Origin of the sequence: Pseudomonas sp. GD03862 (genome assembly GCF_029840855.1) — a bacterium.
GTDB classification, from domain to species: Bacteria; Pseudomonadota; Gammaproteobacteria; order Pseudomonadales; family Pseudomonadaceae; genus Aquipseudomonas; species Aquipseudomonas alloputida.
In genome coordinates, this window is the sequence record NZ_JAOCDI010000005.1 from 25,574 (window position 1) to 50,576 (window position 25,003).

Annotated in this window: 24 protein-coding genes and 1 pseudogene; 8 read left to right on the top strand and 17 right to left on the bottom strand. The window is 62.0% G+C overall.

The genetic code is table 11. The features are described 5' to 3' along the window. Nucleotides 1–20: 20 nt before the first annotated feature. Together N5D53_RS04875 and N5D53_RS04880 are read right to left on the bottom strand one after the other, a co-directional pair. Complete coding sequence (locus tag N5D53_RS04875) at nt 21–524, bottom strand: DUF523 domain-containing protein (RefSeq protein ID WP_190869849.1); 504 nt, start codon at nt 522–524, stop codon at nt 21–23. Next, nucleotides 511–1,143, bottom strand: coding sequence for a 2OG-Fe(II) oxygenase (locus N5D53_RS04880; RefSeq protein WP_049588366.1), 633 nt, complete (start codon nt 1,141–1,143; stop codon nt 511–513). Before N5D53_RS04880 ends, N5D53_RS04875 begins: the two co-directional genes overlap by 14 nt. Before the next feature lie 113 nt (nt 1,144–1,256). Here N5D53_RS04880 and N5D53_RS04885 point away from each other — a divergent pair, with 113 nt between their 5' ends. Beyond that, entirely contained in the window at nt 1,257–2,009 is a 753-nt protein-coding gene (locus N5D53_RS04885; protein ID WP_010955691.1) for a DUF2059 domain-containing protein, read from the top strand. Here N5D53_RS04885 and N5D53_RS04890 read toward each other — a convergent pair whose 3' ends face one another. Then, the gene (locus N5D53_RS04890) at nt 2,010–2,936 is read right to left on the bottom strand and encodes an alpha/beta hydrolase (protein ID WP_129932855.1); all 927 of its coding nucleotides are present in this window, start codon (nt 2,934–2,936) and stop codon (nt 2,010–2,012) included. A gap of 204 nt (nt 2,937–3,140) precedes the next feature. Here N5D53_RS04890 and N5D53_RS04895 point away from each other — a divergent pair, with 204 nt between their 5' ends. The 4 genes from N5D53_RS04895 to N5D53_RS04910 all read left to right on the top strand — a co-directional run bounded on the left by N5D53_RS04895 (nt 3,141) and on the right by N5D53_RS04910 (nt 6,266). After that, nucleotides 3,141–3,704 (top strand): DUF6436 domain-containing protein, encoded by a 564-nt coding sequence (locus N5D53_RS04895; protein WP_274142548.1) that lies wholly within the window; start codon nt 3,141–3,143, stop codon nt 3,702–3,704. Nucleotides 3,705–3,789: 85 nt separating this feature from the next. Further along, complete coding sequence (locus tag N5D53_RS04900) at nt 3,790–4,836, top strand: hypothetical protein (RefSeq protein WP_274142546.1); 1,047 nt, start codon at nt 3,790–3,792, stop codon at nt 4,834–4,836. Nucleotides 4,837–4,926: 90 nt separating this feature from the next. Continuing rightward, nucleotides 4,927–5,994 (top strand): S-type pyocin domain-containing protein, encoded by a 1,068-nt coding sequence (locus N5D53_RS04905; RefSeq protein WP_274142544.1) that lies wholly within the window; start codon nt 4,927–4,929, stop codon nt 5,992–5,994. After that, nucleotides 5,991–6,266, top strand: a complete 276-nt coding sequence (locus tag N5D53_RS04910; RefSeq protein ID WP_014592770.1) for a bacteriocin immunity protein — start codon at nt 5,991–5,993, stop codon at nt 6,264–6,266. Before N5D53_RS04905 ends, N5D53_RS04910 begins: the two co-directional genes overlap by 4 nt. Nucleotides 6,267–6,304: 38 nt before the next feature. Here the strand turns inward: N5D53_RS04910 and N5D53_RS04915 are convergent, their stop codons facing one another. Then, nucleotides 6,305–6,856 (bottom strand): sugar O-acetyltransferase, encoded by a 552-nt coding sequence (locus N5D53_RS04915; protein ID WP_104962753.1) that lies wholly within the window; start codon nt 6,854–6,856, stop codon nt 6,305–6,307. Nucleotides 6,857–6,942: 86 nt separating this feature from the next. On the opposite strand from N5D53_RS04915, the gene N5D53_RS04920 reads away from it, so the two are divergent. Beyond that, a complete protein-coding gene (locus N5D53_RS04920) occupies nt 6,943–9,309 on the top strand; it encodes a penicillin acylase family protein (RefSeq protein ID WP_279840152.1) in 2,367 nt (788 codons plus the stop codon). A 120-nt stretch (nt 9,310–9,429) separates the two neighbouring features. On the opposite strand, the gene N5D53_RS04925 is transcribed toward N5D53_RS04920, so the two are convergent. From N5D53_RS04925 to N5D53_RS04975, 11 genes are all read right to left on the bottom strand, one after another. Beyond that, nucleotides 9,430–10,215 (bottom strand): MetQ/NlpA family ABC transporter substrate-binding protein, encoded by a 786-nt coding sequence (locus tag N5D53_RS04925; RefSeq protein ID WP_010955695.1) that lies wholly within the window; start codon nt 10,213–10,215, stop codon nt 9,430–9,432. Between the two features lie 175 nt (nt 10,216–10,390). After that, entirely contained in the window at nt 10,391–11,221 is an 831-nt protein-coding gene (locus tag N5D53_RS04930) for a sigma 54-interacting transcriptional regulator (protein ID WP_190869845.1), read from the bottom strand. Nucleotides 11,222–11,285: 64 nt separating this feature from the next. After that, on the bottom strand, nt 11,286–11,867 hold the full coding sequence (locus N5D53_RS04935) for an alpha/beta hydrolase (RefSeq protein WP_010955697.1): 582 nt from the start codon (nt 11,865–11,867) through the stop codon (nt 11,286–11,288). A gap of 210 nt (nt 11,868–12,077) precedes the next feature. Further along, entirely contained in the window at nt 12,078–13,067 is a 990-nt protein-coding gene (locus tag N5D53_RS04940; RefSeq protein ID WP_003248965.1) for a sulfate ABC transporter ATP-binding protein, read from the bottom strand. A 3-nt stretch (nt 13,068–13,070) separates the two neighbouring features. Continuing rightward, a complete protein-coding gene (cysW, locus tag N5D53_RS04945) occupies nt 13,071–13,943 on the bottom strand; it encodes a sulfate ABC transporter permease subunit CysW (protein WP_010955698.1) in 873 nt (290 codons plus the stop codon). Between the two features lie 11 nt (nt 13,944–13,954). Continuing rightward, nucleotides 13,955–14,773, bottom strand: coding sequence for a sulfate ABC transporter permease subunit CysT (gene cysT, locus N5D53_RS04950; protein ID WP_003248961.1), 819 nt, complete (start codon nt 14,771–14,773; stop codon nt 13,955–13,957). A gap of 183 nt (nt 14,774–14,956) precedes the next feature. Then, nucleotides 14,957–15,964: a sulfate ABC transporter substrate-binding protein gene (locus N5D53_RS04955; protein WP_003248959.1), complete on the bottom strand. Its 1,008-nt coding sequence runs from the start codon at nt 15,962–15,964 to the stop codon at nt 14,957–14,959. 51 nt (nt 15,965–16,015) lie between these two features. Beyond that, a complete protein-coding gene (gene oscA, locus N5D53_RS04960) occupies nt 16,016–16,198 on the bottom strand; it encodes a sulfur starvation response protein OscA (RefSeq protein ID WP_003248957.1) in 183 nt (60 codons plus the stop codon). A 233-nt stretch (nt 16,199–16,431) separates the two neighbouring features. After that, entirely contained in the window at nt 16,432–19,485 is a 3,054-nt protein-coding gene (locus N5D53_RS04965; protein ID WP_104962759.1) for an efflux RND transporter permease subunit, read from the bottom strand. Further along, nucleotides 19,482–20,549: an efflux RND transporter periplasmic adaptor subunit gene (locus N5D53_RS04970; protein ID WP_020192410.1), complete on the bottom strand. Its 1,068-nt coding sequence runs from the start codon at nt 20,547–20,549 to the stop codon at nt 19,482–19,484. Before N5D53_RS04970 ends, N5D53_RS04965 begins: the two co-directional genes overlap by 4 nt. After that, on the bottom strand, nt 20,546–21,634 hold the full coding sequence (locus tag N5D53_RS04975; RefSeq protein WP_104962760.1) for an efflux RND transporter periplasmic adaptor subunit: 1,089 nt from the start codon (nt 21,632–21,634) through the stop codon (nt 20,546–20,548). The genes N5D53_RS04970 and N5D53_RS04975 overlap by 4 nt, the downstream gene beginning before the upstream one ends. A gap of 315 nt (nt 21,635–21,949) precedes the next feature. On the opposite strand from N5D53_RS04975, the gene N5D53_RS04980 reads away from it, so the two are divergent. Continuing rightward, complete coding sequence (locus N5D53_RS04980) at nt 21,950–22,405, top strand: transposase (RefSeq protein WP_064491253.1); 456 nt, start codon at nt 21,950–21,952, stop codon at nt 22,403–22,405. Between the two features lie 450 nt (nt 22,406–22,855). Here N5D53_RS04980 and N5D53_RS04985 read toward each other — a convergent pair whose 3' ends face one another. Together N5D53_RS04985 and N5D53_RS04990 are read right to left on the bottom strand one after the other, a co-directional pair. Beyond that, on the bottom strand, nt 22,856–23,749 hold the full coding sequence (locus N5D53_RS04985) for an ABC transporter permease subunit (protein WP_267811202.1): 894 nt from the start codon (nt 23,747–23,749) through the stop codon (nt 22,856–22,858). Further along, nucleotides 23,746–23,868 (bottom strand): annotated as a pseudogene (locus N5D53_RS04990) (putrescine ABC transporter permease PotH); the annotation flags it as partial. The gene N5D53_RS04985 and the pseudogene N5D53_RS04990, both read right to left, overlap by 4 nt. A 232-nt stretch (nt 23,869–24,100) precedes the next feature. On the opposite strand from N5D53_RS04990, the gene N5D53_RS04995 reads away from it, so the two are divergent. Next, on the top strand, nt 24,101–25,003 hold the full coding sequence (locus N5D53_RS04995; protein ID WP_104962761.1) for an RHS repeat-associated core domain-containing protein: 903 nt from the start codon (nt 24,101–24,103) through the stop codon (nt 25,001–25,003).

Consider the following 25,003-nt stretch of genomic DNA (forward strand, 5'->3'; position numbering starts at 1 on the left):
GCGAAAGGGCCGGCACAGGTTCAAACAGATATATCAGCCAAAGCCCGCTGCGCCTGGTCCAGTTCCAGCTCGCTGAACACCTGCACTCCCGCCCGCCGCAGCAGCGCCGTGGTTACCCCTTCCCCCGCCACTTTCACACCACTGAAGGTGCCATCATAGGTCAACCGGTTGCCACACGAAGGGCTGCCAGACTTCAGCACCGCTACACGAATGCCATGCTGCCGCACCAGTTCCAGCGCCAACTGCGCTCCGGCCAGAAACGCGGCACTGACATCTTCACCCGTCACTGTCAGCACCTGTGTGTCACCCTCGAGCACTGCGCTGCCCTGCCCTCCCGGGATCTCCGCTGGCGGCCGCGGTGTCGGCAAGCCGCCTGCTACCTCGGGGCACAACGGCACCACGCGCCCTTCGGCCTGCCACTGCTGCAACAAATCGGGATGGCCGCTGGCCCGGCCGTCATAGCGAACTGGCTGCCCCAACAGGCAGGCGCTCACCAGCACCTTGGGCCTATCAGAACGGGTCATTGCCACGCCGCCTGAACCAGCCGGTCAATGACAGCCGCTCACGCCCGGCCGGCAGTACTTCGTGAGGCACTTCGCCCGACAGGAACACCACCAGGCAACCGGCCACTGGCTCGACATCGTGCTCGACACCGTCGGCCAGGAACATGCGCAACTGGCCACCGTCATGCGGTTGCCAGCCTTCATTGAGGTAAAGCACCGCCGAGACCATGCGCCGGTCATCGTCGCGAAAACGATCCAGGTGCCGGCGATAGAATGCCCCCGGTGGATACAGGGCAAAGTGGCATTCGAAGTCTTCCAGGCCCAGGAAAAGGCCTTGGTTGATTGCCAGGCGCAGCTGATCCATGGCCGCCAGGTACTGGTCGCAGGCCTCGGCCTGCCCCGGGTCGATCCACTGGATCTGGTCACCGCGAATGGTTTCGCGCACCTCCTGGGTAGCTCCCCGCCCAACCCCTGCGGGGTTGAGTTCGCCTTCGGCATCACGGCGCCGGCACTCGGCTGCAAGTGCGCGCACCAGGTCGGCAGGCAGAAAGTGCGCCTGCTGGGACCAGCCATGGGTGGCCAGATCGTCTACGACGGCCGCAAGCATCGGGTGTTCAGGGGATATGTGCATGGCGCGCATCATATCCATTCGCCCTGTCGCCGCACAGCGCCACTTGGCCGAGAAACACGCGGATATCTCGACAAACCGGCGCCGGGCCAAGGACAATAGCCACCTGCCGACAGGAGTCCTGAATGCGCCGTCTGTTTTCCCTGATTCTGCTGATGATCTGCACCATGCCTGTCTGGGCAGACAACCTGGATCAACTGTACAAGGCTGCCGGCTGGCCCGACCAGCGCGCCCACTTCAACGATGCCCTGACCGCTGCCCAGGAGCGCTACCGCAACAGTTTGCCACCCGCCGTGTACCAGGCGCTGGTCAACAACAGCAACCAGCGCTTCCAGGCGCAGGCGGTGGACCGTCGCGCCCAGGCAAAGCTGCGCGCCACACTGGCCGACCCGGCACCAGCCTTGGCCTTCTTCCAGTCGCCGCTGGGGCGCAAAGTGGTGGCGGCCGAGCTCAAGGCCACCCGCAAGGACGAACTGGCCAAGAACGCCAAAGGCCTGCCCAAGATCCAGGCCAGCGACGATCGTCTGCTGATCATCGGCCACCTGGCCCAAGCCCTGCCTGCGCGGGAAGCCGGCGCCGAAGTCAGCCTTGCCATCGCCGGTGTAGCCGCCGACAGCCTCAGCTCGATGATCCCCGGCCTGTTCGGCGGCGGCCAGGCCCAGAGCCTGCTGGATGGCCAGCGCCAGCGGTTGATGGGGCAGATTGGCGAAGACCTGAACAACACCCTGCTGTACGTCTACCGCGACCTGTCCGATGCCGAGCTGGAAGCGTTCGCCACCTTTGCCGAGTCGCCCGAGGGCAAGGCTTACTACCAGGCGGCCCTGGCCGCTGTACGTGCCGGCCTGGCGGTTGGCCAGAGCACCAACGACCTGAAGTGATCAGCCCAGGCGCTGGTCGATGAAGTCGAAGTAGCGCTGGCGGATTCCCGGCAACTCGTTGGCCAGGTGGTGACGGGCCTCGGGCAGCATCAGGATCTGTGGCTCGGCAAACTTGGCCTTGAGCACTTCGAGGTTGTGGGGCCAGTCCACCGTGCCATCCGCCTCCCCCTGCACGATCAATGGCCGACGCGCACTGCGGGGCGCGGCCTCGATGCGTTTGACCCAGGCGATCAGTGCGCCCACCCAGGCCGTTGGCAGGCGACGCGGTTGCAGCGGGTCGGCCTCCAGGAACGGCAGGAAGGCCGGGTCGTTGGTGTTCTCGCTGAAGCGCCGTTCGATGCCATTGACGAAGTGGCGCAGCACGCAATAACTGAACTTCGACCAGCGCCAGGAACATGGCCGCACCAACGGGGCCAGCAGGATGACCTGGCCATCGACGGGGCTGCGTGCGCCCTGGTGCAGCAGATGGTCCACGGCAATCGCTCCCCCCGTGCTCTGCCCACAAAGGTGCCACGGGTGCGGCAGTTGCAGCGTGTGCGCCTGTTCGAACAAGGCCTCCAGCACCTGCTGGTACACCGCAAAGTCATTGATGCTGGCCCGCTCGCCGCTGGACAGGCCGTGGCCGGGCAGGTCGCAACTGATCACCGCAAAACCTTGCTTGAGTGCCCACGCAATCACATGCCGGTAGAGGCCCATGTGGTCGTAATAGCCGTGCAGCAGGAACAACGTCGCGCTTGGCTGCTCGGGTAGCCAGGCCTGCCCGACCAGATCGAACCCCGCCGCCTGGAAGCCGCCCAGCCAGCTGTGTGCCGGCAGGTCCAGGCCATAGAAGCGCTGGTAGTCCTGCGCTTGTGCCGACAGTGGCTGGCGAGTGGTGAACGGCGCCAGGCTGGTGCGCAGGCGGTCGGGGTGAAAGGCAGGGGGCATCGGGTACATCTACATTGATGCAAGTATTGATCTGGAATCTTCAGCTCTGGCCGGCGCCATGGCAAGCTTGCTCACCTCGAACAACCAGCATCGAACTAATTGTGGGAGCGGCCCTTTCGCGACGCAAGGCCGCTCCCACAGGGATCGCGCCAGCTTTTAGAAATTGAGCAAGACAGTTGCTACCACAAGGGCCACCGACTCTTCATGAATAGCCGAATCATCAAACCGCTGTGCACGGTCATCGCCTTGTTGGTCGGCGCCGTAATCCTCTGGCAGGCCTATAGCGCCTTTCAGGCCCGCTACCTGCGCCCGTTCGACGACCAGGCCACGCTGTTCGACGGCAGCCAGTTACAGCTACCTGCCGAGTTGGCCGGTGCTGGCCCGATCCGCGTGGTGCATTTCTGGGACCCGGCCTGCCCATGCAACGTCGGCAACCAACAGCACCTGGGCGACCTTATCAGCCAGTTCGCTGGCCACGACGTTACCTTCCATGTGCTGCAAAAACCCGGCAGCCACGGCCAGCTGCCGGCCAATATCGGCAGCTTGCAACCCATCACCCACCTGCCCGGCAGCGAGCACCTGCCTGCCTCTCCGGCCGTGGCCATCTGGGACCGGCAAGGCAACCTAGCCTACTTCGGCCCCTACAGCGAAGGTGCGGTGTGCAACGCCAGCAACAGTTTCGTGGAGCCCATCATCAAGGCCTTGCTTGAAGGCCGGCCGGTGCAGGCAACCAATACCTTGGCAATAGGGTGCTACTGCCCTTGGTAGATAGTGGGTACCCCATAGATATCTACAGCTTCGACCCATGGGAGGATTTTTACCGTAGCGACATACAGATCAATGGAGAAACTGTATGTCACCACAAGGCTTCACCGAGCTGCCCGATAGCCATGTCCACGGCACGCGCCCGATCTTCGTCCCTGGCGTTTTCTGGGGCCACAACCGCATACCTTATCAGCTGGTATCCAGCTTCCGTCCAGGCAGCCTCGTCATCGATCTGATTCCACAGATCGAAAACGACAAGCAGCAGGTCAAGCAAGCCCATGAGCAGCGCCAGGCCGCACTTGACCAGGATCTCGACCAGGCCATTCTCGCTCAAGCCGGCTCACTGGCCGGCCTGAGCGAGGTCCAGGCAATCGAGCGAAGAATCGCGGCGATCAGCCAGCTTCAGACGCAGCTTGGGCAACGCCTGGAAGCTGCCCGCCAACAAGCCAACAGCTTCTATGGCAAAGCCCCGGAGCATCGCTCCTTTCAGGAGTTCCTGGCTGTCACCCGCGCCCCCAACGGGCCAGCAGATCCACGCACCGCGTGGCTCGCATCCTACCGGGCCGCGTTCGAGGCCAAGTTGCTAGAGCAGCAAAGCAGCGAGTTGATACAGCGCCAGCATCGACTTCGAAGTGCGTTGTCCGCAGCCAGACTCAAAGAAGGTAACAACCGGAAGATCGATCAAACGCTCTATCAGACCGAGCAAGCACTGGTCCGCATCCTTGCTGCCAGCCATGAGTTCCAAATAGCGCGCAGTGCACTGCAGGACTTGCTCACTGCCTTCACCCGCCACCTGCATGAGGACATTGCCGAGGAAGCGGCACTGGAGCACAGCCGCGAACTGGTACAGGAAACCTCCGGCCTGCTCAGGGCGCGAGCGCGGCTGGTGCAGGCCTACTCTACCTGGGGCAGGCTTCATAGCCTGTTAGAGGTCGAAGCTCACCGCATCGATTTCGCCCTGCGAGTCATAGCAGTTGGCACCTCTGCAGATCGACGGCCAGAGTTGCTCGCCCTGCAAGCTCAAGTGCAAGCTCAAGCGGCCGAGCATGCAAGTACGTCATCTACCGATGCAACGACTGTGAGGCAGCTGCGAGACCAGGCGGACATCGCCCTGCAAGCGGCTTTCGACGAGTAGGCAGTACTCGCGGCGCTCTCGGGACACACACCCAGCAATACCCCGATTACCTTCAACGCCTGGACTGCAAGCACTCGCCACCCGGTGATATTGAGTTCCTCGCGCGGTGGCACGGCCGAATTTGAACTGATCTGGGAGAGCCTCGCCGAGTCAATTGGCAAGACTGCACAACGCCTGCTGACGGGCGCTGCACTGACGGCCATTCGGTATGCGTCACTGATGCTCTACGCCACGCGCCTGGGCGATGGCGAGCGCATGGGCGTCACCGTCCCGCTGGCCATGATGACGCCCGGTGCGGACCTGACCCTGGAGGCAAACCGCAAGGTCGGCCAGAACCTAGAGCTGCCGCTGCGGATGAACGCCATCCCGCAAGGCAACCAGACCGAGCTGTACCTGGCAGCCACTGATGGCAGCGGCGTGCTGCGTGACGTACGTGTGCGCCAGGCTCAGTGGGATGCCACTCACGGCGCCTATCGCTTTACCGCTGAAGGCCCGGGTGGTGCCACGCTGCTTTGGCACCCCGCAACACCGCCCTCGACCTTGGGCCAGTACGACGACGAGAGGGGCACCTACATCCCGGGCGCGACCATTGTCGAGGACCTGCAGACGCACCTGCCGGGCAACATCATCGTTCCTCCGGAACCGGATATCCGCACATTCCCCGGGTTGCCCGACCTGCACATTGATGACTACGTCATCGTCTTCCCTGCGGACTCGGGACTGGCGCCGATCTATGTGATGTTGCGCAACCCGCGCAATTTGCCGGGGGTGGCCAGTGGAAACGGTCAACTCACACAGGACAAATTCCTGGAGGATGCATTCTCACAGCATGGGGCGGCGCCTATTCCTTCGCGCATTGCGCAGAGACTCACAGGACGGCGATTTACCAGCTTTGATAAGCTTCGGGAGGCATTGTGGATTGAAGTAGCCGCAGACCCGGAGCTTAGGCAGTACTTCACATTAAGTAACCGGCTCAGAATGGCCGAAGGTATCGCGCCCCGTGTTCCCGCCCAAGAGCGCGTGGGAAAACGAGCGACATTCGAGCTGCACCATGTCGAAGAGATAGCCAAAGGCGGCGCTGTCTATGACTTGGACAATATTGTTGTAATGACACCCCGCCGACATATCGACCACCACAACAAGAGGGGAAGCGAATGATCAGCAAGAATCATATCGAAGACTTCACAGAGAGCGAGTTTCTGGCCTTTGTAGGCGAATTTTTTGAAAATCGCTCAGGCTTGAAGGGGGCAGCCCTTGGACAACATTTGGACGACTTGGCACTCAAATTTGAAGAAATCATCGAGAATCCCCTAGGATCTGATCTCATTTATTATCCAGGTGATGATGCCGATGACTCCCCCCAAGGCGTCGTCAACCGCGTAAAAGCCTGGCGCGCCGCCAACGGCAAACCCGGCTTCAAACCCGCCTGACCTAAGCCCTGCGGCCAACACCGCAGGGCCTCTAGATTTCACCCACGCACCCGCGCCGGGTTGCCCACCACCGTTACTCCGGCCGGCACGTCGCGAGTGACCACACTCCCAGCACCCACCACGGCATTATCGCCAATGCTCACCCCCGGCAGGATGATCGCCGCACCGCCAATCCACACGTTGTCGCCGATGGTCACCGGCCGCCCGCTCTCCAGCCCGCTGCGCCGCACTTCAGGATCGAGCGGATGGTCGGCGGTATAGATCTGCACGTTGGGACCGATCTGGCAGTCGTCGCCGATACGCACCGGCACCACGTCGAGGATCACGCAGTTGAAGTTCATGAAAGTATTACGGCCAACGCTGATGTTGTAGCCGTAGTCGCAATAGAACGGCGGGCGAATCACCGCGCCTTCGCCAACCTGGCCAAAGTGCTCCACAAGCAGCCCGTGGCGTGCGTCGTTGAGCAGTTCGACACTGTTGTTGTAGCGATGCATCCAGTGCTTGTTGGCGATCTGCTCGGCCTGCAGTTCAGGGCAGCCAGCGTGGTAGAGCTGGCCGGTGAGCATTTTGTGTTTTTCGCTGAGGGACATGGAAACTCCTTCCTGGGGCTATGCTCTGTTCGCGAATCCGCCGATGATCGGACCACATTTTTCGTTTGAATGCACAAGGAGTCTGAATGAAGCGCAGCCTGACCCTGCTGGCGGTGGTAGTCACCGTGGCCGCTGGCGCCGCCGGGTACTGGTACGTGCAGGGCAAGCTGCCGCAGCGCGAGGGCGAGGTCGCCATTACCGGCCTGCAAGCGCCGGTCAGCGTGCGCTACGACGCCCGCGGCGTGCCACACCTGCAGGCACAGAGCGAGCCGGACCTTTACCGCGCACTGGGCTACGTGCATGCCCAGGACCGATTGTTCCAGATGGAGATCATGCGCCGCCTGGCCCGTGGCGAGCTGGCCGAAGTGCTCGGCGACAAGCTGCTGCCCACCGACACCCTGTTCCGTAGCCTGCGCATACGCGAGCAGGCCGCGCTGATGGCCAAGCGGCAGGATCCGCAGGCGCCGGCATGGCAGGCCCTGCAAGCCTACCTCGACGGGGTCAACAGTTGGCAGGCCAGCCACCCCAAGCCCACGGAATTCGACCTGCTCGGCATCACCCCGCGCCCGTTCACCGCCGAGGACACGCTGAGCATCGCCGGCTACCTGGCCTACAGTTTTGCCGCCGCGTTCCGCACCGAGCCTGCTCTGACCTACATCCGCGACCAGTTGGGGCCTGACTACCTGAAAATATTCGACCTTGGCTGGCAACCCGAGGGCGCACTGGGCACGCCACTGGCCGCTGCCGACTGGCAAAGCCTGGAAACACTTGCGCGCTTAAGCGATGAGGCGCTGGGCGATGCCGGCATCCCGCAGTTCGAAGGCAGCAACGCCTGGGCGGTCGCGGGTAGCCGCACCCGCAGTGGCAAGCCGTTGCTGGCTGGCGACCCGCACATCAGCTTTGCCGTACCTGCGGTGTGGTACGAGGCCGAGCTGTCAGCGCCCGGCTTCAACCTCTACGGCTATTTTCAGGCACTCAACCCATTCGCTCTGCTCGGCCACAACCGTGACTTCGGCTGGAGCCTGACCATGTTCCAGAACGATGACGTCGACCTGATCGCAGAAAAGACCAACCCTGCCAACGCTGACCAGGTCATGGTCGATGGCCAGTGGCGCACACTGGAAAAGACCGAGCAGCAGATTGCAATCAAAGGCGAGCAACCGGTCACCATCAACCTGCGCCGCTCACCCCACGGGCCAATCGTCAACGAAGTCCTCGGCGCCACGGCAGGGGCCACGCCGATTGCCATGTGGTGGGCGTTCCTCGAAACCGAGAACCCGATCCTCGAAGGCTTCTACCAGCTCAATCGCGCCGACACCCTGGGCAAGATGCGCGAAGCGGCTGCCAAGGTGCAGGCGCCGGGGCTGAACTTCGTCTGGGCCAATGCCCGTGGCGATATCGGCTGGTGGGCGGCGGCGAAACTGCCGATTCGCCCGGACGGTGTGAACCCGGCGTTCATCCTCGACGGCGCCAGCAGCCAGGCCGAAAAACCCGGCTTTTACCCCTTCAGCGTCAACCCGCAACAGGAGAATCCGGCCAGCGGTTATATCGTCTCGGCCAACTACCAGCCACCCGCCGTGGTGCCGATACCCGGCTACTACAACCTCGCCGACCGCGGCCGCCAGCTCGATCGCCAGCTGGCCAACCCGGAGGTGAAATGGGACATGCAGAACAGCCAGGCGCTGCAACTCGATACGGCCAGCGATTACGGCCCGCGCACCTTGGCACCGCTGCTAGCGACGTTGCGTCAGATCGCCCAGGGTGACGAGGAAGAGGAACTGGTCGAGCAGCTGGCTGCCTGGCGCGGCGACTATCCACTGGACTCAACCAGCGCCACGCTGTTCAACCAGTTCCTCTACGAGCTGGCCTATGCCGCGTTGCATGACGAATTGGGCGACACCTGGTTCCCGGTGCTGATCAGCACCCGTGCCATCGATGCCGCGCTGCCACGCCTGGCCGCCGATGCCGAGTCGCCCTGGTGGAACACCCGCGGCGCCAACCAGCGCACTGACCGCAGCTCGATCGTGCGCGAAGCCTGGCAGAAGAGCCTTGGCCACTTGCGCGACACCCTCGGCAAGGACCCAGCCAGCTGGCAATGGGGCAAGGCCCATACCCTGACCCACAACCATCCGCTTGGGGTGAAAAAGCCGCTGAACCTGCTGTTCAACGTTGGGCCTTTCGCCGCACCTGGTACCCATGAAGTGCCGAACAACCTCTCGGCGAAGATCAGCTCTGCGCCATGGCCGGTGACCTATGGGCCGTCGACGCGGCGGCTGATCGACTTTGCCGATGCCGGGCAGGCGCTGACCATCAACCCGGTCGGGCAGAGTGGCGTGCCGTTCGACCGGCATTACGCGGACCAGGCCGAGGGGTATGTGCAGGGGCAGTATCAGCGGGCGCAGATGGGGGTGATTCCGGCGCAAAGTACCTTACGGCTGGTACCCCCGAATTAAGAGGCTGCTTTGCAGCCGCTTCGCAGCAAAAGGGCTTCTAAGGTGCTGTGCGGGCAGGGCTGAAGAAAAACGCCGACACAAGGTGTCGGCGTTGGCACATATCAGGCGTTGCTAGCGAAATCAGAACGCCGGCAGTACGGCACCTTGGTACTTCTTGGCAATGAATGCCTTGACTTCAGGGCTGGTCAGGGCCTTGGCCAGTTTCTGGATGGCCTCACTGTCCTTGTTGTCCGGACGGGCGACCAGGAAGTTCACGTAAGGCGAGTCGGCACCTTCGATCACCAGTGCATCTTTAGCCGGGTTCAGGCCAGCTTCCAGAGCGTAGTTGGTGTTGATCATGTCCAGGTCGACCTGGTCCAGCACACGGGGCAGCATGGCAGACTCAAGCTCGCGGAACTTCAGCTTCTTCGGGTTCTCGGCGATATCCTTGGGGGTGGCAAGGGCATTCTTCGGGTCTTTCAGGGTAATCAGGCCGGCCTTCTGCAGCAGCAGCAGCGCACGGCCGCTGTTGCTGCCCTCGTTAGGGATGGCAACGGTTGCGCCTTCTTTCAGCTCGCTCAGGGCCTTGACCTTCTTCGAGTAGCCACCGAAGGGCTCTACGTGTACACCCACCACGGTTTCCAGATGGGTGCCCTTGCCTTCGTTGAAGTTCTGCAGGTACGGCAGGGTCTGGAAGTAGTTGGCGTCCAGACGCTTCTGGTCCACCTGCACGTTCGGCTGCACGTAATCGGTGAAGACCTTGATCTGAAGGTCCACGCCTTCTTTTGCCAGGGTCGGCTTGATCAATTCGAGGATTTCGGCGTGCGGTACCGGGGTAGCGGCAACCACCAGTTTCTCGGCAGCAGCGGCCAGGCCGGAGAACGACAGGGCAGCAGCCAGGGCAGTGGTCAGCAGGGTCTTCTTCATGGTGGTCCTTGTTCTGAATCTGGGCCATCGACGATGGCGAATCGGGTGCCCAACCGGTTCACCAGTGGGCATGAGGCGGACGATACCCAAATTTTTTATTCCGCAACAATATCTTTTACTTAGCTGCTTATTCCAAAAACAGAATGGCATCAGCCTCTTTACCGAGGAGCGATATCTAACGCGCGGGGTCAGGCAGGTCGAGGTCTTCGGGCAGGATCTCTTCGCCGTCATTGACTAGCAAGGCAAAATGGATGACGTTCTCCAGTTCGCGGGTATTGCCCGGCCAGAAATGCGCCTCCAGCACCCGCTGCGCCGCCTCGCTCACCAAGGGCACAGGCCGCTGCAGGCGCACGCTGTAGATACCCGCGAAGTACTCGGCCAGCGGCAGGATATCGCCCGGCCGCTCGCGCAGCGGCGGCAGTTCCAGTGCGCCCTCGCGCAAATACTGGTACAGGCGCTCGTTGAAGCGCCCTGCACGCACCACACGGGCCAGGTCGATGCTGGTAGCGGCTACCAGACGCACATCCACCGGCTGTGGCTGCTGCGCGCCCACCCGAGTGACCTCGCGGTTTTCCAGGGCCGCCAGCAGCTTGCCCTGGATGGCCAACGGCAAGTCGGCAATCTCGTCCAGGTACAAGGTGCCGCCGCTGGCCGAACCGAACCAGCCGGCGCGGCTGCTGGCCGTACCGCCATGGCTGCCGGCGCTATAGCCAAACAGCTCGGCATCGGCGTAGGTGGGGCTGATGGCCGCGCAGTTGACGGACACGAACAACCCTCCACGGTCGCTGGTACGGTGGATCTGCCGGGCCAGCAGCTCCTTGCCGGTGCCGGTTTCGCCACGGATCAGCACCGGCAAAGGTTGTGGCGCCAGGCGCTCAAGGTCCTCGCGCAGCTGCTGCGAGCGCGGGTCGATGAACACCAGCGCCTTGGCACGAATGCTCAGCGGGCTCTTGTCCAGCTCAGGGAAGGTCAACAGCGGCTGGCCGAACGGGTTTTGAAACGTCATGACGAACTCCCGCCCCAGGCCCGTAATGGCCAGGCGTCAGGCAAAGGGTGAACAGTAAGGCCGATCAGGCGCGGCGCAGTGCGCGCTGCTCGATCCGGCTCTGCAAGCGATACAGGTAGGCGAAGCCTTGTTCCCAGCGCTCATGACCGGACTTGACGTTGATGTGCCCGGCATTGCTCAGCAAACCCGCTTCGGCGCCCCATGCCTGGGCCAGGTACAGCGCCCGTGGCACGTTCACGGCTGGGTCGTTGTCCGAGCTGACAACCTGGCTAGGGAATGGCAGCACCTCGGTAGGGATCGGCGCAAAGTTGCGCAGCACGGGTGCGCACGTGGGCCGTTCGACATCTGCCGGCGCCACCAGCAGTGCACCACGCACCTGCCGCAGCAAGGCCGGGCTGGCCTGCGCTGCCCAATGGGCGACAGTGATGCAACCAAGGCTGTGGGCAATCAGGATCACCGGCGAGCGCTCGGCGGCAATCGCCTGCTCCAGCGCGTGCACCCAGTCCTGCCGCTGCGGGGTGAGCCAGTCTTGCTGTTCAACCCGTGCACTGTTGGGCAGGGTGCGCTGCCAGTGACTCTGCCAATGGTTGTCTGGCGATCCTTGCCAACCCGGCACAATCAGGTAGCGAATCGACTCATTGCGCATGGGGACGCCTCCAGTAAGTTTGCGTGCTTGGAGACAAGTATAGGGAGGGCGAAATATTCGTAAAGGAATAAGAAGATATTTATTAATACCCATATTGCATAACAAGCAGGCTACAGCCACTCGCTTGAGAAAGGCTGTAAAGCTGCCCTGTCACGCGTTCAGGCAAGAAAAACCCGGGACCATGCCCGGGCTCTCTTTGCCTTGTGCGACTTAGATATCCGCCACCTTCTGCCACACCTTCGGCCGGAAGAACAACGTCTCTCCCCGCGCCAACCCGGTCAGGCTGTCATGGTCTTTCACCACTTCGGCCTCGATCAGCTCACTCTGACCTTCCACCTTCAAGGTCACCCGCGTGGTTGCGCCCAACGGCCGAATGTCGCGCACCTCGGCCGCATGGTGCCCTTCGGTCTCGTGCCGCGACAGCGACACCTCGTGCGGGCGAAACAGCACGTGATGCCCTTCGCTCAAGGCCAGGCGGTTGGAGTCACCGAGGAAGTGGTAGACGAAATCGTTGGCCGGCTGATCGTACACCTCACCTGGCGAGCCGATCTGCTCGATCACGCCTTTGTTCATCACCACGATGCGGTCGGCTACTTCCATGGCTTCTTCCTGGTCGTGGGTAACGAACACCGACGTCAGGTTGATATCCTCGTGCAGCCGCGCCAGCCAGCGACGCAGCTCCTTGCGCACCTTGGCATCCAGCGCACCGAATGGCTCGTCCAGCAGCAGCACCTTCGGCTCCACCGCCAGGGCACGGGCCAGGGCGATACGCTGACGCTGGCCACCGGAAAGCTGCTCGGGGTAGCGGTCGGACAGCCAGTCCAGTTGCACCATGTTCAGCAGCTCATGCACCTTCTCGGCAATCTTGCTCTCGCTCGGACGCTCGCCCTTGGGCTTCATGCGCAGGCCGAAGGCAACGTTGTCGAACACGCTCATGTGGCGGAACAGCGCGTAGTGCTGGAACACGAACCCGACGTTACGGTCACGCACATCGTGGCCGGAAACGTCCTCGCCATGGAACACAATGTTGCCCTGGTCCGGGGTTTCCAGGCCGGCAATGATGCGCAGCAGGGTGGTCTTGCCACAGCCGGACGGGCCGAGCAAAGCCACCAGCTCGCCGCTGTTGATGTCCAGGTTGATAGCGTTCAGGGCCTGGAAGCTGTTGAAGCGCTTGCTGACGTTACGAACTTCGATCGACATGAATCATTCCTCCGCGGCGCTGTGACGCAGGCGGTTAATACGGTTCTCGCTCCACTGCTTGAGCAGCAGGATGAAGAGCGCCAGGATCAGCAACAGGCTGGCCACGCTGAAGGCCGCGACGTGGTTGTACTCGTTGTAGAGGATCTCCACATGCAGCGGCAAGGTGTTGGTCACGCCACGGATGTGGCCCGACACCACCGACACCGCGCCAAACTCGCCCATGGCCCGCGCGGTACACAGCACCACGCCGTAAATCAGGCCCCATTTGATGTTCGGCAGGGTCACGTGCCAGAACATCTGCCAGCCGTTGGCACCGAGCAGCCGTGCAGCCTCCTCCTCTTGCGTGCCTTGCTCCTGCATCAGCGGGATCAGCTCACGGGCCACGAACGGCACGGTAACGAAAATGGTCGCCAGGACAATGCCCGGCAGGGCGAACACGATCTGGATATCGTGGTCCTGCAGCCACGGCCCGAGCAGGCCTTGCGCGCCGAACATCAGCACGTAGACCAGGCCGGCGATCACGGGCGACACCGAGAACGGCAGGTCGATCAGGGTGACCAGGATACTCTTGCCACGGAAGGTGTACTTGCTCACGCACCAGGCAGCGCTTACGCCAAATACCAGGTTCAGCGGCACCGAGATAACCACGGCGAGCAGGGTCAGCTTCAGCGCCGACAACGCATCGGGTTCGAATATCGCCTCGAAGAAGGTGCCAAAACCGTTCTTCAGCGCCTGCGATACCACGATCACCAGCGGCAACAGCAGGAACAGGGCGAACACCAGCCAGCCAAGGCCGATCAGGATACGCCGTGACGTGGCGCTGCCACGGCGGGCGGCGTTGGCTGCGGCACTTGCACTCAGGGATGAACTGGACATGCCGGCCTCCTTCAAGGGGTTTCGATGCGACGCTGCAGCAGGTTGATCAGCAGCAGCAGGATGAAGGAAACCACCAGCATCAACACGCCGATGGCGGTCGCGCCGGTGTAGTCGTACTGGTCGAGCTTGACCATGATCAGCAGCGGCAGGATCTCGGTCTTCATCGGCATGTTGCCGGCAATGAAGATCACCGAACCATACTCACCCACGCCACGGGCGAAGGCCAGGGCAAAGCCGGTGAGCCATGCCGGCAACAGGGCCGGCGCCAGGATGTGGCGGAACACCTGCAGTGGCTTGGCCCCCAGGCAGGCCGCGGCCTCTTCCACTTCACGCGGGATGTCGGCCAGCACCGGCTGCACCGTGCGCACCACGAACGGCAAGGTCACGAAGGTCAGTGCCAGGGTGATGCCCAGCGGGGTGTAGGCGATCTTGAAGCCCAGGTCGGTGGCGAACTGGCCGACCCAGCCCTGCGGCGCGTACAGGGCAGTCAGGGCGATACCGGCAACCGCGGTGGGCAAGGCGAACGGCAGGTCGATCATCGCATCGATGATCTTGCGCCCGGGGAAGGTGTAACGCACCAGCACCCAGGCCAGCAGGGTACCGATCACACCGTTGATGATGGCGGCGAACAGGGCGGTGCCGAAGCTCAGCTTGAGCGCAGCGATCACCCGCGGCGCACTGATGATGGTCCAGAACTGCTCGAAGGTCAGCTGCGAGGCATGGATGAACATGGCCGCCAGCGGTATCAGCACGATCAGGCTGAGGTACACCAAGGTGTAGCCCAGCGTCAGCCCGAAGCCGGGTATGACGGGGGAGATACGACGCGACATAAATATCCCTGGTTGAACGCACTCAGCCCGGAAACACTCCCGGGCCGGTGCAAGCTTTTGAATCCTGGGGCTGCTTGGCAGCCCATTCGCGACACAAGGCCGCTCCACAGGAGATCATGATTCCTTGTGGAAGCGACCTTGTGCCGCGAATGGGCCGCACGCGGCCCCGCTTTCCTTTGGCGCTTACTGTGCCTGATAGATCTGGTCGAACACACCGCCATCATTGAAGAATTTCGGTTGTGCAGTCTTCCACCCACCGAAGTCCTTGTCGATGGTCACCAGGTCCAGTTTCGGGAACTGCTTGCCGAACTCCGCAGCGACTTTCTCGTCACGCGGGCGGTAGAAGTTCTCGGCGGCAATCTTCTGCCCGGCCGGGCTGTACAGGTGCTTGAGGTATTCGGTGGCAATCTCGGTATTGCCCTTCTTCTCGGCGTTCTTGTCGACCACGGCCACTGGCGGCTCGGCCAGGATCGACAGCGACGGCACGACGATGTCGAACTTGTCGGCACCCCCGTCTTCCTTCAGGGCCAGGAAGGCCTCGTTTTCCCAGGCCAGCAACACGTCGCCCTGGCCATTGTTGACGAAGGTGATGGTCGAACCACGGGCGCCGGTATCCAACACCGGTACATGCTTGAACAGCTCCTGCACATAGGCCTTGGCCTTCTCTTCGCTACCGCCGGCCTTCAGGCCGTACGCCCACGCTGCGAGGAAGTTCCAGCGCGCACCGCCGGAGGTTTTCGGGTTCGGGGTGATGACCGACACGTCCTTCTTGATCAGGTCGCCCCAGTCCTTGATGCCTTTCGGGTTGCCCTTGCGCACCAGGAACACGATGGTCGAGGTGTACGGAGTGCTGGCGTCAGGCAGGCGGGTCTGCCAGTTCTCGGGCAGGGTCTTGCCAAGTTTGGCCACTTCGTCGATGTCACCGGCCAGGGCCAGGGTCACCACGTCGGCGCGCAGGCCGTCGATCACCGCACGGGCCTGCTTGCCCGACCCCCCATGGGATTGCTGGATTTTCACCTTGTCACCCGGGTGGGCCTGTTGCCAGTGTTTGATGAACTCGGCGTTGTACTGCTGGTACAGCTCACGGGTCGGGTCGTAGGACACGTTGAGCAGTTCGTAGTCCTTGGCGATGGCGGAACCGGCAAAAACAGCACTGGCCAGAGCGGCGAGCGCATAACGGCGGATGGACATGGTGAAGCTCCCGATTGGCATTTTTTCTAGTTTTGGATGTTGTGGCGCTGATCAGCCGGGCTTGTTGCCGGGCTGTTGCAGGCGGAACTTCTCCTTGCGCTCGATCTGTACGACCTGAGCGTTGTGCACGGTGATCTCCACCGCACCGAAACGCAGGTCGCGCAGGGCGCTCTGGATTTCACGCAAGATGGTGGCTTCGTCCTGACCGTCGATGCTACGCAGAGATGCACTCATGCTCGTTCTCCTTGGAGTGAGGGCGCCGGGCAGAGGTTTGAAGGGGGGGTGCGCCTGGCTTGAGGGCAATAGTAGTGAGGCGGAGTTATTCTTAAAAATACTGTTTAAGAATTTTTATATAACCTTTTAAAAGCACACGCCCCTTGTAGGAGCGGGTTTCCCCGCGAATACGGTGGTCGATGCACCATCGCATTCGCGGGTAAACCCGCTCCTACAGGGGGCCATAGGGGCCTTCAGGAGTGTTTCTGCGGCTCGCGAATCTTGTACCAGGCCACATACAGCGCCGGCAGGAACAGCAGCGTCAGCAAGGTCGCCACGATGATCCCGCCAATCATTGCGTAGGCCATGGGGCCCCAGAACACCTCGCGTGCAATCGGGATCATGCCCAGGCTCGCCGCCGCCGCGGTCAGCAGGATCGGCCGGCGCCGGTGGTTGGTGGCCTCCACCACCGCATCCCACGGCGACAAGCCCTGGGCTTCGAACTCGTCTATCTGGGTCACCAGAATCACCGAGTTACGAATGATGATACCCGCCAGCGCGAGGATGCCGAGGATCGCCACGAACCCCATCGGCGTACCCGTAGGCACCAGCGCCAGCACCACGCCGATCAGCCCCAACGGCGCCACGCTGACCACCAGAAACAGCTTCTGCACGCTGTGCAGCTGGATCATCAGGAAGGTCGCCATCAGGAACAGCATCAACGGGATAACCTTGCGGATCGGCCCTTGCGCCTTGGCACTCTCCTCCACCGTACCGCCGGTAGCCACTTCGAAGCCTACCGGCAACTTGCTGGCGAATTCGTCGATCTTCGGCTTCAGCTGGGCCACCAGGTCAGTGGGCTGGATCTCGCCATTGACCGAGGCCTTGATGGTGATGGTCGGCTTGCGGTCGCGGCGCCACACCAGCGGCTGTTCCAGTTCGTAGCGCACGGTGGCGAACGACAGCAGCGGGATTGACGTGCCGTTAGGGGTAAGAATTTGCAGGTTCTGCAGGGTATCAGGCGAGCCACGCTCGCTGTCTTCGGCGCGGGCGACCACATCGACCAGGTAGATATTGTCGTTGACCTGGGTGATCTGCACGCCACTTACGATGCTGTTCATCACATTGGCAACATCTTCGGACGACAGCCCCAGCTGGCGTGCCTTGTCCTGGGCAATTTCCACGCGCAGCACCTTACCCGGCTCGTTCCAGTCGTAGATCATCTCGCCGATGTGCTCGTTCTGGTCGAGCAAGGTGGCCAGCTCGATGGCGTGTTTGCGCACCTGGTCGATGTCGGCACCGCTGACCCGGTACTGAATCGGCCGGCCCACCGGCGGGCCCATCTCCAGCGATTGCACGTTGGTGCCGACGCCGACGAACTCTTCGTGCAGGATCTTCTGCAGGCGGTCCATCATGGCCTCACGCTCTTCAAAGCCCTTGCTGACAATCACCAGCTGCGCGTAGTAAGGGTTCTGCAACTGCTGATCGAGAGGCAGGTAGAAGCGGATCGCGCCCTGGCCGATGTAGGTACTCCAGTGCACCAGGTCCGGGTCGTCCTTGATCCGCGCCTCGAAACGGTCGACCACCTTGCGCGTCTCCTCGATCGAAGCGTTCTGCGGCAGGTTGAGGTCGACGAGAATTTCCGGGCGGTCCGAGGACGGGAAGAACTGGTTCTGCACAAAACGCATGCAGAAGATCGCCAGGGCGAACAGCACCACGGTGCCGATGATGGTCAACCAGCGGTTGCGCATGCACCACAGCAACCCACCTTCAAATGCCCGCCCGACCCGACCAGGCTCAGCCTCGTGAGCCTTGAGCTTGTCGCCTTTGAGAATATGCACGCCAAGCACCGGCGCGAAGAATACAGCCACCACCCACGACACGATCAGGGCCACGGCAATCACCGCGAACAGGGTGAAGGTGTATTCACCCGCAGAGCTGGCGTTGAGGCCGATAGGCACGAACCCGGCCACGGTCACCAAGGTGCCGGTAAGCATGGGGAAGGCTGTGGAGGTGTAGGCGAACGTCGCCGCCTGCTCCTTGCTTTCCCCCATTTCCAGCCGCGTGACCATCACCTCCACGGTAATCATCGCATCGTCCACCAGCAGGCCTAGTGCAATGATCAGCGCACCCAGCGAAATCCGCTGCATGGTGATGCCGCTGTACTCCATGAACACGAACACCATGGCCAGCACCAGAGGGATCGAGCAGGCCACCACCAGCCCGGCGCGCACGCCAAGACTGACAAAGCTCACGGCCAGCACGATCACCACCGCCTCGAACAGCGCGCTGGTGAAACCGCCGACCGCCTGCTTGACCACCACGGCCTGGTCAGAAACGGTGTGTACACCGACACCCACCGGCAGGTCCTGGACCACCTGGTCCATGCGCTTTTTCAACGCCGCACCGAACACCTGGATGTTGCCGCCGGCCTTCATGCCGATGGCGAGGCCAATGGCTGTCTGGCCGTTGTAACGGAACATTGGCGAAGGCGGGTCGACGTAGCCGCGCTCGATGTCGGCGATATCAGCCAGGCGGAAGAAGCGGTCGTTGATCCTCAAGTTGACGGTTTGCAGGTCTTTTTCCGAGGCAAACTGCCCGGACGTACGCACCGAGATACGCTCCGGGCCGGCCTCGATCATGCCGGCCGGCGTTACCGCGTTCTGCGCTTGAAGTGCCTGCATCACCTGGCGCTGGTCAATGCCCAGGGCTGCCAGCTTGCGGGTGGAGAAGTTCAGGTACAGCACTTCGTCCTGGGTGCCGACCAGCTCGATCTTGCCGATGTTGGGTACATCGCGGACCTCGGCCCGTGCCTGTTCCACGTAGTCCCGCAGTTGGCGCAGGGTCAGGCCGTCAGCGGTGAAGGCATAGATCGAGCCGAATACATCACCGAATTCGTCGTTGAAGCCCGGCCCCTGGATACCGGCGGGAAATTCGCCACGAATATCCTGGATTTTCTTGCGCACCTGGTACCAGATATCCGGAATGTCCTTGGCCTTGGTGGTATCGCGAAGGTACACGTAGACCGTGGATTCGCCGGGGCGGGTGTAGCTTTTGGTGTAGTCGAGCGAGTCGAGTTCTTCGAGCTTCTTCTCGATGCGGTCGGTAACCTGGTACAGGGTTTCGTCCTGGGTCGCACCGGGCCACCGGGTCTGGATGACCATGGTCTTGATGGTGAACGACGGGTCTTCCTCGCGGCCCAGGTTGAAGTAGGAAAAAATCCCCATCAACAGGCTAACGAACATCAGGTACCAGACGAACGATTGATGCTTGAGTGCCCAGTCGGACAGGTTGAAGCTTCCTTTCATTGCGCATCCTCGTCGAAGGTGACCTTCTGGCCAGGCTTGAGGCTGTTGACGCCGGCGGTGACCACACGCTCACCGGGCTGCACACCGGCGCTCAGCACGATGCTGTCAGCGGTGCGGTCGATCAGCGCCACGTCACGGGTGGCCACGGTCTTGTTCTGCGTATCGATCACCCACACCTGGGTCTTGCCATCGCGCTCGAGCAAGGCACTCAAGGGCAGTTCGCTGCGCGGGGACACTTCCGAGCTAAGGGTCACACTGATGGCGGTGCCGAGGTGAAAGGCCGCCGGTGTGCTGGCCAGGGTCAGGCGAGCGCGGCGGGTACGGGTGGTGGCATCGGCCTGGGGCTCCAGTTCACGCAGGCTGGCCGTGGTGTTGATGGTCGGGTCCAGTTGCGAGGCAACGGTGAAGGTCAGGCCTTTGCTCAACTGCTCGGCCAGGCCGATCGGCAGGTCGATTACCGCCTCCTTCACGTCCGGCCGGGCCAGGGTCACCACGGCTTGCCCGGCGGTAACGGTTTGCCCGGCTTCGGCCTGCCACGCGGTAATCACGGCAGCGTGGTCTGCACGCAGGGTGCTGTAGTCGAGCTGGTCACGGGCCTGGCTGACGGCGGAGCGCGCCTGCTCCAACGCCGCACTGGTGGTTTTCAGGTTGGTCTGGGCGATATCCAGCTGTGCCTGGGCGCCTACCCCACGGTCATACAACTGCTGCTGGCGACGGGCATCGGCCTGGGCGTTGATCCACTGTGCCTGCACCTTGGCCAGATCGCCTTCGGCGGCGCGCAACTGGTTCTGCTGGTCGGTCGGGTCCAAGGTGGCCAAGGTGTCGCCCGGCTTCACCTGGGCGCCCACGTCCAGCCACCGCCGGGCAATGCGCCCGGAAACCCGGAAGCCCAAGGTGCTTTCGAAGCGCGCCTGGATACTGCCGGCGAAGCGGCCCAGCTGCGACTGCACCTGAGGTTCGACCTTGACCGACAGCACGGGCCGGATCGCCTCGGGTGCCTCTTCTTCGCTACTGCAACCGACCAGCAGCACAGCAGCCGAGAGCATCAGCAACAGACGCTTCATAGCTCACCCCCTGGGCCCTTGGCATCGACCTTCTGTACCTGCATGCCGGGGTGCAGCAACTGGCCGCCGTTGACCACTACGGTCTCGCCGCCTTTCAGGCCGCTGGCGACCACGATCTTGCCGGTGAGGTAACGGCGGATTTCGACCTTGCGCAGTTCCACCTTGTCGCCCTCGCCCACCACCCACACGGCAGGCTCATGCAAGGCCTTGGTCAGTGCCGACCATGGCAGCTCGATGCTGGGCCGGCCCTGGGCGTTGGTGGTGGCAGTAACCGGTGCCCCCAATTGCATCCCGGGCGGCACGTCCTTGAGCCCCACCTTGACCTGCACGGTGCCGCTTTGCGCCGACACGGTGGGGGTTATTTCGCGCACGAAGCCACGGGCCTGGACCTTGGGATCGTCCAGCAGGCTCACGACTACCCCGGCATCGCTGGGCGGCGCCACCAGCAGCGACTCGTAGACGTTGAACACCGCATCGCGGTCGCCATCAACGGCCAGGCTGAAGATCGGCATGGTCGCCTGCACCACCTGGCCAACCTCGGCCTGACGCTCGGTGATCACCCCGGCGGCCTCGGAGACCAGTGCGGTGTAGCTGAGTTGCTCGTTGGCATTGGCCAGTTGCGCCTGGGCGGCCTTGAGTGCGCTCTGATTGCTGCGCAGCGCGGCCTCGGCAGCATCGTACTCGCTCTGGCTGGTGTAGCCCTTGGGCAGCAGTTTTTGCTGGCGCACGAAGGCCGCACTGGTCTGGGTGACCCGCGCCTGCGCGGCGAATACCTCGGCCTTGGCCGAGTCGACATTGTTCTGCAGGTCTTTCGGGTCAAGCCGGGCGAGCACCTGGTTGGCCTTGACGTGATCGCCCACGTCGACGCTACGCGAAATGATCTTGCCGCCGACGCGGAATGACAAATCGGTCTGCACCCGCGCCTGCACGTCGCCGGTCAAAGTGACCCTGGCAGCGAAATCGGTGGGTTGTACCTGCTGCACACCCACCCGAGGCAGTGTCTCGGGGACCTCTTCCTTGCTACAGCCGGTGAGCATGTACAACAGCCCCAGGCAGACGACCGACAGCGGACGCATCAACGCCATGCTGGCTCCTTGCTTGTGCACAAATGATTTGTGGGATGCGACTGTGAGCGTAGTTCAGGGTTCGATAAACATCACTGGCGGGGGCCATGCTGGCATTTTTGGTGCCTGCGGGGGCCTCTTCGCGGGCACGCCCGCTCTCACAGAGAGAGCGCACTATCTGAGACTTGCGCGGTACCTGTGGGAGCGGGCGTGCCCGCGAAGAGGCCTCCACAGCCATGTATCAGTATCTGCCATATCCAGAAACCATCAGGCATCGGCCATCCCCGCTCCAACCGCTACCTTTCACGGGGAGGCTCACATTCAAGGAAGATCAAAATGCCGTTAGCCGAATCCCACCGATTGCGCCGTGGGCGCTTCTCCGAGCCCGGCCGGCTCTACATGCTGACCACCATCACGCATCAACGCAAACCACTGTTCCGCGACTTCCACCATGCCCGTTTGGTGGTCAAACACCTTCGGGTCTCAGATGACATTCAGGACTGCCGATCGTTGGCCTGGGTAGTGATGCCGGACCATCTGCATTGGCTGATTGAGCTGAAAGAAGTGACATTGGGAACGTTGATGCGCAAGTTCAAATCACGCACAGCGATTGCCTTGCGCAAGGCCGGTGTCGGGCACAAGCCGATATGGCAACCGGGTTACCAGGACCATGCGCTGCGGCGGGAAGAGTGTGTGGTTCATGTAGCCCGGTACATTGTTGCCAATCCCTTGAGGGCTGGATTGGTCAGAAGTATCAGGGACTATCCACATTGGGATGCGGTATGGCTTTGAATCGGTGCTGGAGCCTTCGCGGGCATGCCCGCTCCCACAGGGCTCCCCACAACCCTGAAGGCTGTGATACCCCTGCCCCACAGGGCTCAGCACAACCCTGAAGGCTGTGACACCCCTGCCCCACAGGGCTCAGCACAACCCTGAAGGCTGTGATACCCCTGCCCCACAGGGCTCAGCACAACCCTGAAGGCTGTGATACCCCTACCCCACAGGGCTCAGCACAACCCTGAAGGCTGTGATACCCCTGCCCCACAGGGCTCACCACAATCCTGAAAGCTATGACACCCCTACCCCACACGGCTCACCACAATCCTGAAAGCTATGACACCCCTACCCCACAGGGCTCACCACAACCCTGAAGATCGTGATGCCCCTGCCCCACAGGGCTCAGCACAACCCTGAAGGCTGTGAGGTCCCTGTGGGAGCGGGCGTGCCCGCGAAAGGGCCCGGTCAGGCCGACGCAGCCACCTGCGACGGGCGCTTGACCTGCGGCTGCGAAGCGTTGGCTGCAGCACCCTCTTCGATCGCCTGCTGAATCGCCTTGCGACGACGCTCTTCGGCCTGGCGGCTGAAGTACCAGACGAAGAAGGTCACCAGCGATACCGACAGCAAGATCAGGCTGGCCACGGCGTTGATCTCAGGCTTCACGCCCAGACGAACCGCCGAGAACACTTCCATCGGCAAGGTGGTCGAGCCAGGCCCGGAGACGAAGCTGGCCAATACCAGGTCGTCCAGCGACAGGGCGAACGACATCATGCCGCCCGCCGCCAGCGATGGCGCGATCATCGGGATGGTGATCAGGAAGAACACCTTCCACGGCTTGGCACCCAGGTCCATCGCCGCTTCCTCGATCGACAGGTCCAGCTCACGCAGGCGAGCCGACACCACCACCGCCACATACGCCGCACAGAACGTTGTATGGGCGATCCAGATGGTGACGACACCACGCTCCTGCGGCCAGCCGATCATCTGCGCCATGGCCACGAACAGCAGCAACAGCGACAGACCGGTGATCACTTCGGGCATTACCAGCGGCGCAGTGACCAGGCCACCGAACAGCGTGCGGCCCTTGAAGCGGGTGACGCGGGTCAGCACGAAGGCCGCCAGGGTACCCAGCGCCACCGCTGCCACCGCCGTGTAGCAAGCGATTTCCAGCGAGCGCATCACCGAACCCATCAGCTGGGAGTTGTCGAGCAGGCCGACGTACCATTTGATCGACCAGCCGCCCCACACCGTCACCAGCTTGGAGGCGTTGAACGAGTAGATCACCAGGATCAGCATCGGCAAGTAGATGAACAGCAAGCCGAGCACCAGCATCAGCTTGGAGAAACTGAAGCGTTTCATGCGCGGCCCTCCATCTCTTTGGCCTGGCTACGGTTGAACAGCAGGATCGGCACGATCAGGATCGCCAGCATCACCACCGCCAGGGCGGATGCCTCCGGCCAAGTTGAATAATCAAAGAATCCACTGAGGGTACCCGCGAAAGCGGGTGGCGCAGGTCGAAGCAGCCGCCTGGCAGATAAAACAATGCCAAGGCATGCGATACGCGGCAGGCTCAGCTCGCTTGATGACCTGACATTTCTACCAGTAGCCGGGCACTCCCCGCCACAGCACACTGTGTTCAAGCTGATGTTTTCACCTGTGCGAGCAATAACCAGACAGCTCTCTGCGCAATGTCGAATCCCAGGAGGTCCCGTGGCCGCTGCAAAAAAAACACTGCGCTTTTATCAGAACAGCCGTATTGCTACCGAAGTCAAAGACGCTCTGACACATTCGGTCTTCCGGCATGCGGGTGGTCTTTTAGCGCAACGCGCCTCAGTTGCTGACGAAGGTCACTTACTCATGGGCGTTAGCAATACTGACACCGTCATGACCGAGTTAGGGCATGCCGCGCTGAAGGCGTATCCCTACAGCCCTTATGGCCACTGCCCCGCCCGTAGCGAATCGAATACCCTCTTGGCATTCAACGGCGAGCCGCTGGACTCAGCAACAGGCTGCTATGCGCTCGGGAATGGGTATCGTATGTATAATCCCACCCTCGAGAGGTTCTGCAGCCCAGATAATCTTAGCCCATTCGGGAAAGGTGGGTTGAACGCTTATATGTATTGTGCGGGTGACCCGGTAAATCGCGTTGATCCCACAGGGCACTTAAGTTTCGGCATCATTGGGGTGGGGCTTCGATATACTGCATTCGCCACCGGGCTTGTGGGAACCGGGCTGGCGATCGCTGGAATGATTAAAAATTCCAAAAAACTAGAACTGGCTGGAGGATTACTTTCCTTAGTAACCGTACTGGTTATAGGTGCTGGGCAACTTGCTATGCTAAGAATGCGCACCATTAACGCTGCTCGGTCGGCGCCTCTCCCTGGCGATTTACCACCTTCTTATGAGCGAGCGCTAGATTTCTCAAGGCCTAGTGTCTCTACAGAGACCCCACCACCAACTTACAGTAAAGCCACAGGAAACTCAGCAGCTAATCACGCAGCAGCCGCTCAAGCCCTTAACTCTAATGCAGGTACGTCCAGCGTGCCTGTTAACAATAACGGCAGGACAAGCGCATTTGCCACCCAGATCAGCATGGGCAATGTACGCCAATAA

Bases quoted from the DNA above. Each gene is read 5' to 3' on its own strand.
- N5D53_RS04875 (WP_190869849.1), bottom strand. From the start codon at position 524: ATGACCCGTTCTGATAGGCCCAAGGTGCTGGTGAGCGCCTGCCTGTTG.
- N5D53_RS04880 (WP_049588366.1), bottom strand. From the start codon at position 1,143: ATGCGCGCCATGCACATATCCCCTGAACACCCGATGCTTGCGGCCGTC.
- N5D53_RS04885 (WP_010955691.1), top strand. From the start codon at position 1,257: ATGCGCCGTCTGTTTTCCCTGATTCTGCTGATGATCTGCACCATGCCT.
- N5D53_RS04890 (WP_129932855.1), bottom strand. From the start codon at position 2,936: ATGCCCCCTGCCTTTCACCCCGACCGCCTGCGCACCAGCCTGGCGCCG.
- N5D53_RS04895 (WP_274142548.1), top strand. From the start codon at position 3,141: ATGAATAGCCGAATCATCAAACCGCTGTGCACGGTCATCGCCTTGTTG.
- N5D53_RS04900 (WP_274142546.1), top strand. From the start codon at position 3,790: ATGTCACCACAAGGCTTCACCGAGCTGCCCGATAGCCATGTCCACGGC.
- N5D53_RS04910 (WP_014592770.1), top strand. From the start codon at position 5,991: ATGATCAGCAAGAATCATATCGAAGACTTCACAGAGAGCGAGTTTCTG.
- N5D53_RS04915 (WP_104962753.1), bottom strand. From the start codon at position 6,856: ATGTCCCTCAGCGAAAAACACAAAATGCTCACCGGCCAGCTCTACCAC.
- N5D53_RS04920 (WP_279840152.1), top strand. From the start codon at position 6,943: ATGAAGCGCAGCCTGACCCTGCTGGCGGTGGTAGTCACCGTGGCCGCT.
- N5D53_RS04925 (WP_010955695.1), bottom strand. From the start codon at position 10,215: ATGAAGAAGACCCTGCTGACCACTGCCCTGGCTGCTGCCCTGTCGTTC.
- N5D53_RS04930 (WP_190869845.1), bottom strand. From the start codon at position 11,221: ATGACGTTTCAAAACCCGTTCGGCCAGCCGCTGTTGACCTTCCCTGAG.
- N5D53_RS04935 (WP_010955697.1), bottom strand. From the start codon at position 11,867: ATGCGCAATGAGTCGATTCGCTACCTGATTGTGCCGGGTTGGCAAGGA.
- N5D53_RS04940 (WP_003248965.1), bottom strand. From the start codon at position 13,067: ATGTCGATCGAAGTTCGTAACGTCAGCAAGCGCTTCAACAGCTTCCAG.
- cysW (WP_010955698.1), bottom strand. From the start codon at position 13,943: ATGTCCAGTTCATCCCTGAGTGCAAGTGCCGCAGCCAACGCCGCCCGC.
- cysT (WP_003248961.1), bottom strand. From the start codon at position 14,773: ATGTCGCGTCGTATCTCCCCCGTCATACCCGGCTTCGGGCTGACGCTG.
- N5D53_RS04955 (WP_003248959.1), bottom strand. From the start codon at position 15,964: ATGTCCATCCGCCGTTATGCGCTCGCCGCTCTGGCCAGTGCTGTTTTT.
- oscA (WP_003248957.1), bottom strand. From the start codon at position 16,198: ATGAGTGCATCTCTGCGTAGCATCGACGGTCAGGACGAAGCCACCATC.
- N5D53_RS04965 (WP_104962759.1), bottom strand. From the start codon at position 19,485: ATGAAAGGAAGCTTCAACCTGTCCGACTGGGCACTCAAGCATCAATCG.
- N5D53_RS04970 (WP_020192410.1), bottom strand. From the start codon at position 20,549: ATGAAGCGTCTGTTGCTGATGCTCTCGGCTGCTGTGCTGCTGGTCGGT.
- N5D53_RS04975 (WP_104962760.1), bottom strand. From the start codon at position 21,634: ATGGCGTTGATGCGTCCGCTGTCGGTCGTCTGCCTGGGGCTGTTGTAC.
- N5D53_RS04980 (WP_064491253.1), top strand. From the start codon at position 21,950: ATGCCGTTAGCCGAATCCCACCGATTGCGCCGTGGGCGCTTCTCCGAG.
- N5D53_RS04985 (WP_267811202.1), bottom strand. From the start codon at position 23,749: ATGAAACGCTTCAGTTTCTCCAAGCTGATGCTGGTGCTCGGCTTGCTG.